The 11344-nt window shown below is 65.2% G+C and carries 12 protein-coding genes; 6 read left to right on the top strand and 6 right to left on the bottom strand.

Going from position 1 to position 11344, the window contains the following annotated elements; all coding sequences use genetic code 11:
- Positions 1-135: 135 nt before the first annotated feature.
- Genes DB032_RS15230 through DB032_RS15240 form a run of 3 tightly spaced genes read left to right on the top strand, consistent with a single transcriptional unit; the run spans position 136 to position 3220 of the window.
- Positions 136-1542 carry an MATE family efflux transporter gene (locus DB032_RS15230; protein ID WP_107800228.1) on the top strand — a complete coding sequence of 469 codons (1407 nt, stop codon included), beginning with the start codon at positions 136-138 and terminating at the stop codon, positions 1540-1542.
- Positions 1539-2564, top strand: a complete 1026-nt coding sequence (gene murB, locus DB032_RS15235) for a UDP-N-acetylmuramate dehydrogenase (RefSeq protein ID WP_107800229.1) — start codon at positions 1539-1541, stop codon at positions 2562-2564. Before DB032_RS15230 ends, murB begins: the two co-directional genes overlap by 4 nt.
- A gap of 44 nt (positions 2565-2608) precedes the next feature.
- The gene (locus DB032_RS15240) at positions 2609-3220 is read left to right on the top strand and encodes an HAD family hydrolase (RefSeq protein ID WP_107800230.1); all 612 of its coding nucleotides are present in this window, start codon (positions 2609-2611) and stop codon (positions 3218-3220) included.
- Between the two features lie 11 nt (positions 3221-3231).
- Here DB032_RS15240 and DB032_RS15245 read toward each other — a convergent pair whose 3' ends face one another.
- Positions 3232-3612, bottom strand: coding sequence for an MAPEG family protein (locus tag DB032_RS15245; protein ID WP_107800231.1), 381 nt, complete (start codon positions 3610-3612; stop codon positions 3232-3234).
- Positions 3613-3645: 33 nt separating this feature from the next.
- A complete protein-coding gene (locus tag DB032_RS15250; protein ID WP_107800232.1) occupies positions 3646-4320 on the bottom strand; it encodes an energy-coupling factor ABC transporter permease in 675 nt (224 codons plus the stop codon).
- Between the two features lie 100 nt (positions 4321-4420).
- Here DB032_RS15250 and nadC point away from each other — a divergent pair, with 100 nt between their 5' ends.
- Together nadC and DB032_RS15260 are read left to right on the top strand one after the other, a co-directional pair.
- A complete protein-coding gene (nadC, locus tag DB032_RS15255) occupies positions 4421-5266 on the top strand; it encodes a carboxylating nicotinate-nucleotide diphosphorylase (RefSeq protein WP_107800233.1) in 846 nt (281 codons plus the stop codon).
- 86 nt (positions 5267-5352) lie between these two features.
- Positions 5353-7233: a GGDEF domain-containing protein gene (locus tag DB032_RS15260; RefSeq protein WP_107800234.1), complete on the top strand. Its 1881-nt coding sequence runs from the start codon at positions 5353-5355 to the stop codon at positions 7231-7233.
- Here the strand turns inward: DB032_RS15260 and DB032_RS15265 are convergent.
- From DB032_RS15265 to trxA, 3 genes are all read right to left on the bottom strand, one after another.
- Positions 7211-7858: a CoA pyrophosphatase gene (locus DB032_RS15265; RefSeq protein ID WP_107800235.1), complete on the bottom strand. Its 648-nt coding sequence runs from the start codon at positions 7856-7858 to the stop codon at positions 7211-7213. The two genes, DB032_RS15260 and DB032_RS15265, sit on opposite strands and share 23 nt — an antisense overlap.
- 204 nt (positions 7859-8062) lie before the next feature.
- Entirely contained in the window at positions 8063-9319 is a 1257-nt protein-coding gene (rho, locus tag DB032_RS15270; RefSeq protein WP_043591613.1) for a transcription termination factor Rho, read from the bottom strand.
- 123 nt (positions 9320-9442) lie between these two features.
- Positions 9443-9769, bottom strand: a complete 327-nt coding sequence (gene trxA, locus DB032_RS15275) for a thioredoxin TrxA (protein WP_039755088.1) — start codon at positions 9767-9769, stop codon at positions 9443-9445.
- 225 nt (positions 9770-9994) lie between these two features.
- Between trxA and fabI the strand changes: the two genes are divergently transcribed.
- Positions 9995-10783 carry an enoyl-ACP reductase FabI gene (fabI, locus tag DB032_RS15280; RefSeq protein ID WP_043591772.1) on the top strand — a complete coding sequence of 263 codons (789 nt, stop codon included), beginning with the start codon at positions 9995-9997 and terminating at the stop codon, positions 10781-10783.
- A gap of 142 nt (positions 10784-10925) precedes the next feature.
- Here fabI and DB032_RS15285 read toward each other — a convergent pair whose 3' ends face one another.
- Positions 10926-11321, bottom strand: a complete 396-nt coding sequence (locus tag DB032_RS15285; protein ID WP_107800236.1) for a nuclear transport factor 2 family protein — start codon at positions 11319-11321, stop codon at positions 10926-10928.
- Between the last annotated feature and the right edge of the window lie 23 nt (positions 11322-11344).

Consider the following 11344-nt stretch of genomic DNA (forward strand, 5'->3'; position numbering starts at 1 on the left):
CGTCTCCCGCGCCGCCGGGAGCGCCTTGCGTTCCCGGCACGCGCCATGTCGCCCCATTGTCATGCCGCGACAAAGACAAGCCCGCCCCGCAGCCGGTATAATGGCCAGTTCTCCGTGCCATCCCGCCCTACTCCCATGCTGTTTGAAATCAATCGCGCCCCGCGCGGGGCCGTGCTGCTGGAAGCCCGTCAAATCAGCCGGCTGGCCTTGCCGATGATGATCGCCCAGATCGCCCAGGTGGCCACCGCCTTCGTCGATACGGTGATGGCCGGCCGCGTCAGCACCGACGACCTGGCCGCCGTCTCTCTGGGCGCCAGCGTCTTCATCACCTTCTACGTCACGCTGATGGGCATCGTCACCGCGCTCAATCCCATCCTGGCCCACCAGTTGGGCGCCGGCGAGCACGACAAATTCAAGGACACCGCGCGCCAGGGCCTGTGGTTCAGCCTGCTGATCGGCCTCTTGGGCGCGGCGATGATGATGGCGCTGGAGCCGGCGCTGCGGCTGTGGCTGCACCTGCCGCCGGAAGTGACCGACAAGGTGATGCTCTTCATCACCGGCGCCGCCGTGGGCATGCCGGCGGCGATGACCCACCGCGCGCTGCACGCTTACGCGTCCAGCCTGGGCCGCCCCAAGGCCATCATGGTGGTCAGCCTGCTGGCGCTGGCGCTGAACGTTCCGCTCAACTACATCCTGATCCACGGCCTGTTCGGCCTGCCCAAGCTGGGCGGCGCCGGCTGCGGCTGGGCCACCGGCATCGTGTTCTGGTTCAATTGCCTGGCCCTGCTCGCCTATGTCAGCTGGCATCGCAACTTCCGCCAGTTCCGGCTGCTGGAGCGGCTGCGCGGCCCGGACTGGCGCATGTACCGCGGCTTCCTCAAGCTGGGCGTGCCCATCGGCCTGTCCTTTTTCGTGGAAGTCAGCCTGTTCTCCTTCATCGCGCTGCTGATCGCCGAACTGGGCACCGTGGTGGTGGCCACTCACCAGTCCGTGCTCAATTTTTCCAGCATCATCTACATGCTGCCGCAGAGCGTGGCCACCGCGATGTCGGTTCGCGTCGGCCACCACGTCGGCGCCGGCGACTACCGCGCCGCGCGCTTCAGCTCCGGCGTCGGCCTGCTGCTGGGCCTGAGCATGGCCTTCTGCGCGATGCTGGTGGTGCTGCTGTTCCGCGAGCCCATCATGCGCATGTACACGCCGGACCCGCGCGTGATCGCGATGGGCTCCACCCTGCTGCTGTTCGCCGCCGTCTACCAGCTGACCGACGCCGCCCAGACCATCGCCTCCGGCGCCCTGCGCGGCTACAAGCTGACCACGGTGCCGATGATCATTCACATCCTGTCGTTCTGGTGCGTCGGCCTGGGCCTGGGCATCACCCTGGGCCTGACCGACTGGCTGAGCAAGAAGCCCATGGGCGTGTTCGGCTTCTGGACCGCGCTGGTGATCAGCCTGAGCGTGGCCGCGCTATTCCTGACCCGCTACCTGGCCGGCGAAAGCCGCCGACGCCTGCATCGACAACTTCAAACGGAACCGGCGCCATGAGCCTGAGCTTCAGCCACCATCATCCGCTCAAATCGCTGAACACCTTCGGCATGGACGCGCGCGCGCGCGACTTCTGCCGGCTGGACGCGCTCTCGGAGCTGCCGGCGCTGCTGGACAGCCCGGCCTACCGGGCCGGGCCGGTGCTGTGGCTGGGCGGCGGCAGCAATCTGCTGTTCACCCGCGACTACCCCGGCCTGGTGGTCAAATTGGAATTGCGCGGCGTCCGTCTGCTGGAGGAGAGCGGCGAGGACGTGATCGTCGAGGCCGCCGCCGGCGAAAACTGGCACGATTTCGTGCTCCGCACCCTGGAGCAAGGCTGGTACGGCCTGGAAAACCTCAGCCTGATCCCCGGCACCGTCGGCGCCAGCCCGATCCAGAACATCGGCGCCTACGGCGTCGAGGCCAAGGACCACATTCATCAAGTCGTCTGCGCCGATCTAGAGCGCGGCGGCGCCGAACTGACGCTAAGCAAGGCCGACTGCCGCTTCGGCTATCGCGACAGCGTGTTCAAGCACGAGGCCGCCGGCCGACTGCTGGTCACCGCCGTGCGTTTCCGCCTGTCGCGCGCGCCGCGGCTGCGCACCGGCTACGGCGACATTCAACAAGAACTGGACGCCGCCGGCATTGCCGCGCCCACGCCGCAAGACGTCAGCGACGCGGTGATCCGCATCCGCTCGAGCAAACTGCCCAACCCGGCCGAGCTGGGCAACGCCGGCAGCTTCTTCAAAAATCCGGTGCTGCCGGCGGAACAGGCGCAGGCGCTGCTGGCGCGCCATCCGACGCTGCCGCACTACCCGGCCGCCGACGGCAAGGTCAAGCTGGCCGCCGGCTGGCTGATCGATCAGTGCGGGCTGAAAGGCCATCGCGACGGCGACGCCGGCGTGCACGCGCGCCAGGCCCTGGTGCTGGTCAACTACGGCGCCGCCAGCGGCGAGCAGATGCGCGCGCTGGCCGACAAGGTGCGCGCGGAAGTCCATCAACGCTTCGGCGTGGAACTGGAGCCGGAACCCATCGTTCTCTAAACTGCAGGCGCGAGCCGTTCGCGCCCTAGACAAAAGGCTAAGCAATGCATTCAAGCGTAGATGTGCTGGTATTCGATCTGGGCGGAGTATTGGTGGACTGGAACGGCATCGATCCGCTGGTGCGGCTCTCCCAGGGCAAGCTGGACCCGGAACAGGCCCGGCGCTTCTGGATGGAAACGCCGTGGATCGCCGAACTGGACACCGGCGCCTGCACGCCGGAGGCCTTCAGCGCGGCGATGGCCGAGCACTTGGGACTGGACATCGGCGCGGCGGACATGACCGCGCAACTGGACAGCTGGCTGCGCGGCGCCTACCCCGGCGCGGCAGAAATGCTGGCCCGGCTAGGCGAACGCCACCGCCTGGCCGTGCTCAGCAACAATAATGCGCTGCACTGGGGCAAGATCGAACGCGAATTCGATCTGCTGCACCGCTTCGACCGGCTGTTCGCCTCCCACCTGATCGGCCTGCGCAAGCCGGACGACGCGGTTTACCGCCATGTGCAGGACGAGCTGGGCGCGGCCCCGCAGCGCATCGCCTTTTTCGACGACAATATAGAATGCGTGGACGCCGCCCGCCGCGCCGGCTGGCAGGCCTTCCACACCAAGGGCCTGGACCAGGTGCAGGCCGCGCTGCGCGCCAACGGCTGGCTGGATTAGGCCTAACCGCGCTAGAACACCCCGCCGGCCTTGCAGAAAATCGCCACCACCGTCAGCAGGCCGATCAACCAGGACAGGGAACGCAGCGCCGCCCGGTCGGCCAGATACAGCAAGCCGTGCGCGATCCGCGCCGCGATGAAAACCGCGGCGGCGGCGTCCAGAAACGCCGGCGGCACATGCATCCCCCAAGCCACCAACACCGCCGCGGCGAAGGTCGGGAACGCCTCCCAGGCGTTCTGCTGCGCCCAATTGGCGCGCAGCCGGTAACCGCTGGCCTGGGCCATCGCCTCCCGAGGCTTGTGGTTGTCCACTCGCGAACCGGCCTTGGCCACCCCGGCCCAGATCAAGGGCAGCAAGGCCGCCAGCAAAATGCTCCATAAAGCGAAGGGCATGGTTTCTCCTTTAGCGTGTAAAAGGCCGCCCGCTCACGGCGAGCGGCGCCTGTGTCCCAGATAGCGCCCGTCGTCGAAGGTCGCCACCCATTCCGGCCGGTAAACCACCAGCACCGCCGCCAACAAGCCGGTGGTGAAGGCCTCCGACCACGACAGTAAAAAATAGAACGGCAGCGTCTCCTCCAACAACTGGTCCCAGGGATAGGCGCCGGCCAGGCCCAAGGCCAGCAAACCCGACAAGCCGGCGGCGAACATGCCGGCCCCGCCGGCGAGGAAGCCGTTGACGAAGACATAGACGAACAGATTGCTGGGCAGGACGCGCTGGCTCAAACGCAGCGCCGCGGCCGACAGCGCCACCGGCGGCACAATCATGCTCAGATAGTTCAGGCCCAGCGCCTGCGGATCGGCCTGTCCGCTCACAGCCAATGCCAGCAAGGGAAGCGCCAGCGCCAGCAAGGCCAGCCACGGCCCCATCATCAAGGTGAACAGGCCGGCGCCCAGCAAATGGAAGGACAGGCCGGGGGCCACGCCGCCGCGCAGCAGCCACAAGGCCAGCGCCAGCACGCAGGCGCCCATCCAGGCGTTGCAGGCCGGCAAGGGCAGGCCGCGCCAGGCCACCCGCCGCGCCGCCAGCGCCAACAAGGACAAAGCCGCGCCGTTGCTCAGCCAAAGCGCGGCGTCGGGGAAAAACGATGCGGGTAAATCCATGGCCTACCTATCGGCTTATATATCCATTTCGAATGATACCAGAGCGCGCGCACCAATCCGCCGCCATTGGGTACAATGACGTTTTCTTGGAGAGTCCCGCATGCCCGCCTTGCCCGCCCCTCACCTGATCGCCCAACAGGTCGCCGCCGCCCTGGCCGAAGACATCGGCCGTTGCGACTGGACCGCCCTGTTGATTCCCGAACACAGCGCCGGCGCGGCGCGGGTGACGGCGCGCGAAGCGGCCACGCTGTGCGGCCAGGCCTGGTTCGACGAATGCTTCCGCCAGGTCGATCCCCGCTGCCGGGTGGAATGGCTGGCCGCCGAAGGCGAGCAGGTCGCCGCCGGCGACGTGCTGTGCCAAATCGACGGCCCGGCGCGCGCGCTGCTGACCGCGGAGCGCTCCGCGCTGAACTTCCTGCAAACCCTGTCCGCGGTCGCCAGCGAAACCCGCCGCTACGTAGACGCCGTGGCCGGCACCCGCGCCCGGATACTGGACACCCGCAAAACCATGCCCGGCCTGCGGCTGGCGCAGAAATACGCGGTGACCGCGGGCGGCGGCGACAATCAGCGCGTCGGCTTGTTCGACGGCATCCTGATCAAGGAAAACCACATCATGGCCGCCGGCGGCATCGCCGCCGCGCTGCGGGCCGCGCAGCGGCTGGCCCCGGCCGAGGTCAGCCTGCAAATCGAAGTGGAAACGCTGGAGCAACTGGAAGAAGCGCTGCTCCACGGCGCCAAGCTGGCCCTGCTGGACAATATGTCGCTGGAGCAAATGCGCGAAGCGGTGCGGCTGACCGCCGGCCGCGCCCAGCTGGAAGCCTCCGGCGGCGTGGACTTCGACACCGTGCGCGCGATTGCGGAAACCGGGGTCGACCGCATTTCGGTGGGCAAATTGACCAAGGACGTCCGCGCCGTCGACCTTTCCATGCGCTTCACCGCGGCCTGAGGCGCCGTCCGGGCCCGGCGGCGGGCCCCTGTCATACTCCGCCGCCTAGCGCTATAACTGGTTCATAACCCCCAATAACGAGCGTCATGGACTTCAACCTCCGCAAACGGAACAAACGCCCGGCACGCTATGCGATCTGGGGTTCCATCCTCTTCCTGCTCGGCACGCTGGCGCTGGTGGCCCTGGAACTGCTCAACACCTATCACCAGGAAGAGGAAAACGCGCTGCGCCAGGCCAACGGCCTCAGCCAATTGCTGGCGGAACGGCTGGCCGCCGGCATCAGCGAAGCCGGCCTGATCCTGCAAAGCAGCAGCCAGCTGCCGCAGGTCCAGACCCTGCTTCACACCGGCACAAGCGGCGAGGAGGGACAGCAGAAGCTGTATCAGCAGCTGCAGCAGCAACTGCAGCTGGCGCCCTATCTGAGCCGGATCGAAATCATAGACAGCGCCTGCCAGGCCATCTTCACCAGCCGCCAGGCCGCCATCGTGCGTCAGCCCCACAATGAATTCTGCCGCTGGCTGCATCGCAACGAAGACCCGGAAAACAATTACACCGCCGCCCAGCACAATCCCGAACAACACGGCATCGTCCTGGCCAGCAAGCTGCGCGACGAAGGCGGCAACGTCATCGGCATGGCCGCCGGCGTCATCGCCAACAATTTCTTCCAGGACGAGGTCTCACGCGTCACCGTGGGCGAGCACGGGGAGATCCTGGTGCTGGACCAACGCCAGCTGATGGTGGCGCGCTGGCCCAAGCCCCCCAAGGGACTGGAGCGGCAATTCCGGCCGCTGCAGCCGGCCAAGCTACTCAGCCGCGACGGCAATCAGGCGCAATTCAGCGCGCCGTCCAATATCGACGGCGTCACCCGCCTGTACAGCCAGAGCCAGACCGGCCGCTATCCCTTCCAAGTGGCCGTGGGCCTCGCCCGCAAGGATTTCACCCGCTCGGTGCAGGAGAAGGCGATGCTGGCCCTGCTGGGCTGGCTGTTCATCGCCGGCATGACGCTGCTGGCCCTGCGCAACTATCTGTCCAATCTGCGCCAGCACACCCTGCTGAGCCGCAGCACCGATCTGATCCGGCAAAGCGAGGGAGAGGCGAAGCTGATTCTGGACACCGCGCCGCTGGCGCTGTTGCTGGTCAACCCCAAAACCCGCCGCATCCAGCGGGCCAACGCGCTCGCGCGCGCCATGTTGCAACTGCCGCCGCGCGCGCCGGGCACCAAGGAGGATTCGGACATCCTCAACCTGCCTTTTCGACTACAGCCGCTGGAGCAGTGGCTGGAAGCCGGCCAGGAGATAGAGAATCAGGAAATGGAACTGGAGCTGGAGGACCACAGCCGGCTCTGGGTCATCGTCTCGTTGCGGCCCCTGGGCGAACGCACCCCGCCGTCCACGCTGGTGGCGCTCTACGATATTTCCAGCCGCAAGCAGTTGGAGCAGCAATTGCAGGAAAGCAATCAGCAACTGAGCGAAATGGCGGCCACCGATCCGCTGACCCATTTGTACAACCGGCGCTACGCCGACATGATGCTGAAAGACGAAATCAGCCGCTGCGAGCGTTACGGCCAGTCGATGACCATCGCGGTGTTCGACATCGACCACTTCAAGCAATTCAACGACCGCCACGGCCACCAGGCCGGCGACAATGTGCTGGTGGCGGTGGCCAACGCGCTGACCGACACCACGCGCAACACCGATATCAGCGCGCGGGTGGGCGGCGAGGAATTCCTGGTGATTTTCCCCTGCACGCGTCTGCGCGACGCGCAAAAGGTGATGGAACGGGTCCAGGTGGTGCTGAGCCAGACTCGCTTCCCGCTGGTGGACCAGAGCGTGACCTTCAGCGGCGGGCTGACCGACTGGCGGCCGCACGACACGCCGGAACTGATGCTGGCGCGCGCCGACCGCCTGCTCTACGAAGCCAAGGTCGCCGGCCGCAACATCCTCTTCAACGATCTGGACATGATCTGAACGGCGGCGGCTCCTGCCCGGCCACGCCCAAGGCGTCGGACAGCAGCCACAACATCGCCGCGGTGGCGCCCCAGATGCGGTGGCGCTGCCAATCCAGCGACAGATAGGCCCGCAGCTGGCCGTCGTCGCCCTGATGGCTGTGGCGCTGGTAAGCGCCGGTATCCATCAGCAGCGGCAGCGGCGCCTCGAACACCTCGGCCACCTCGCCCGGCTCCGGGCTGAGTTCGAACGGCGGCAACACCAGACCCACCACCGGCGTCACCACAAAGCCGGTAATCGTCACATAATCCGGCAAGCGGCCCAGCAGCCGGACATGGCTTTCCGCCAGCCCGGTCTCCTCCCGCGTTTCGCGCAGCGCGGCGCGCTCGGCCGAACCGTCGTCCCGCTCCAGCTTGCCGCCCGGAAAGCTGACCTGGCCGGCGTGCGCCGGCAGGTTCTCCGCGCGACGGGTCAACATCACCGTCGGCCCCTCGTGCCGCCACACCAGCGGCACCAGCACCGCCGCCGGCCGCAGCCCGCCGTCGGCCGGACGGAAGCTGAAATCGCCCACCCTGCCGGTAAAGTCATAAGCCGACAGCCGACCGGCAATCCAGTCGGCCGCTTCTCCCGCCTCCATCGACCACATTTTATTGTCCCCTGCCGTCATCCGCTCGCCGGGCCAACGCGCCGGCGATGTTCTTGCTCCATCTTAGGCTAAATCGCGGCCCCGCTGTCGGCGCCGCCATCGGTATTAACAAAAAACCCGCGCGCCGGCGCCTGAACGACGCCGGCCGACGCGGGCAAAAAAAATGCCAGGCTGGCAGCCTGGCATTCTTGCGAGCATTTCCGCTCAGCGGCGCATCGAGTCGAAGAACTGCTGGTTCGACTTGGTGGCCTTGATCTTGTCCTGCAGGAATTCCATCGCCTCCAGATCGTCCATCGGGTAGAGCAGCTTGCGCAGTACCCAGATGCGCTGCAATTGGTCCTGCGGAATCAGCAGCTCTTCGCGACGGGTGCCGGAACGGTTGATGTTCAGCGCCGGGAAGATGCGCTTCTCGGCCATGCGGCGTTCCAGATGGATTTCGCTGTTGCCGGTGCCCTTGAATTCTTCATAGATCACATCGTCCATGCGGCTGCCGGTATCGATCAGCGCGGTGGCGATGATGGTCAGGCTGCCGCCCTCTTCCACATTGCGCGCGGCACCGAAAAAGCGCTTCGGGCGCTGCAGCGCGTTGGCGTCCACGCCGCCGGTCAGCACCTTGCCGGAGGCCGGCACCACGGTGTTGTAGGCGCGCGCCAGACGGGTGATGGAGTCCAGCAGGATCACCACGTCCTTTTTGTGTTCCACCAGGCGCTTGGCCTTCTCGATCACCATCTCGGCCACTTGCACGTGGCGGGTGGCCGGCTCGTCGAAGGTGGAAGACACCACTTCGCCCTTGACCGAACGCTGCATCTCGGTCACTTCCTCCGGACGCTCGTCGATCAGCAACACGATCAGCACCGCTTCCGGATGGTTGGCGGTGATGGCGTGGGCGATGTGCTGCAGCATCACGGTCTTGCCGGACTTCGGCGGCGCCACCAGCAGGCCGCGCTGACCTTTGCCTATCGGCGAGATCAGGTCGATGATGCGGCCGGTGATGTTCTCTTCGGCGCGGATGTCGCGTTCCAGCTTGAACTGCTCGGTGGGGAACAGCGGCGTCAGGTTCTCGAACAGAATCTTGTGCTTGGAGTTCTCCGGCGCTTCGCCGTTGACCTTGTCCACCTTGACCAGCGCGAAGTAACGCTCGCCGTCTTTCGGGGTGCGGATCTCGCCTTCGATCGAATCGCCGGTATGCAGGTTGAAGCGACGAATCTGCGACGGGCTGACATAGATGTCGTCCGGGCCGGCCAGGTAGGAGGTGTCCGGGCTGCGCAGGAAACCGAAACCGTCCGGCAGCACTTCCAGGGTACCTTCACCGAAAATGCTCTCGCCTTTTTTGGCCTGGTTTTTCAGCAAGGCGAAGATCAAGTCCTGCTTGCGCAGTCGGTTGGCCCCGTCGATCTCGTTGGAAATGGCCATTTCAACGAGTTCGGAAACATGAAGATGTTTTAGATCAGATAAGTGCATAGCAGCCGTAGGTCGACTCGGTAACGATTTAGCGGAACGCTGAATTCGGAGGGTGGCGTAAAAATGGAACGGGCAACGCGTCAATCGCTACCCGTTTTGAGATTTTGCTGGAGAATAGACGCTTTACAGTTGGCTGTCAATGAAGGCGGTCAACTGGCTCTTGGCCAGCGCGCCCACCTTGGTGGCGGCAACCTGGCCGTCCTTGAAAATCATCAGCGTCGGGATGCCGCGGATGCCGAATTTCGGCGGCGTCAGCTCGTTCTGGTCGATGTTCAGCTTGACCACTTTCAGGCGGCCTTCGTATTCCTTGGCCACTTCGTCCAGGATGGGAGCGATCATCTTGCACGGACCACACCACTCGGCCCAGTAATCGACCAGCACCGGCAGGTCGGCTTTCAGAACATCGGTATCGAAACTGTCATCGCTTACGTGGTGGATCAGATCGCTCATGGTTTCCTCGCTATTTATATGGTGGCGCAACTACTGCAATTGATGTGTGATGGTAGCAAGCGCGGAGTGCCGGGGCAACCGGAAATCCGGCGCGCGCGGCGCGCTCCGCGCTTCGCTCTTTCCTTATATACCACCGGAAAGCGTCCGACCTGGCCGACAATGCCGCTGCTGAAACGGCCCGGCTTCGGTATAATGCGCAGCTGTTTATTCCGAGAAGGACTCCAAATGGGCTTTCTGCAAGGCAAAAAGATTCTGATTACCGGCATGATCTCCAACCGCTCCATCGCTTACGGCATTGCCCAGGCCTGTCATCGCGAAGGCGCAGAACTGGCGTTCACCTATGTGGTGGACAAACTGGAAGACCGCGTGCGTGAAATGGCCGCGGATTTCGGCTCCAAGCTGGTTTTCCGCTGCGACGTGCAGAACGACGAAGAAATCAATAAATTGTTCGCCGATCTCGGCAAGGAATGGGACGGCCTGGACGGCCTGGTCCACGCCATCGCCTTCGCCCCGCGCGAATCGCTGGAAGGCGACTTCCTGGACGCGCTGAGCCGCGAAGCCTTCCAGACCGCCCACGATGTGTCCGCCTACAGCTTCCCGGCGCTGGCCAAGGCCGCGCGCCCGATGATGCAGGGCCGCAACGCCGCCTTGCTGACCCTGTCCTACCTGGGCGCGGTGCGCGCAATCCCCAACTACAATGTGATGGGCCTGGCCAAGGCCAGCCTGGAAGCCTCGGTGCGCTTCATGGCCGCCAGCCTGGGCAAGGACGGCATCCGCGTCAACGGCATTTCCGCCGGCCCGATCAAGACCCTGGCCGCCGCCGGCATTTCCGGCTTCTCCAAGCTGCTGGCCATGGCCGCCGGACAATCCTGTCTGCGCCGCAACGTCACCACCGAGGAAGTGGGCAATACCGCCGCCTTCCTGCTGTCCAATCTGTCCTCGGGCATCACCGGCGAAATCACTTATGTCGACGCCGGCTTCAGCATCAACTCGCTGAATGTGCCGGAAGCCTGATTCGATCGCCTCCAAATGAAAATGGACCCGCCGGGTCCATTTTTTTTTGCCCTCGCCGCTGCGCCGCGGACTTCAACGGCCTCCAGGACGACGATCCGCCCCGGCAGGCCGCCGGGCGCTTGCGAACCCGGTCAAGCCCGCATCAGTGGCGGGACCCCAGATCCCGGTCCTCGGTCGTTCCGCTCAGCATATGCGTCAGTTCGTCGCAGGCGCGCACCATGCCGTCGCGCACGCGGAATTCGGCGATGACCAGCATGCTCACCCGGCCGCCGTCCCGCTTGTCCGCGGCGACGCGATGGCGAGTGAACACGCGCTCGCCCTGCTCCGCCCAGCTCAGGATTTCAAGATCGACCCGGCTGCACGTCTGCTTCAGATGGCGCAAATGCTTGATGAAATCGGCGTAATCCAAGCTGCGGCCGTCCGCCTGCTGGCGATAATCGGGATGCACCAGCTTCGCCAAACGGTTTTCGTCCAGTTCCGGGCGCAGCAATGCACATTCGAATAATTCGCGCACCACGGCGATAGCGCTGTCTTGCATGGTTTGACTCCTTATAGAGGGGT

The organism is Chromobacterium sp. Panama (assembly GCF_003052555.1).
Classification (GTDB): Bacteria; Pseudomonadota; Gammaproteobacteria; order Burkholderiales; family Chromobacteriaceae; genus Chromobacterium.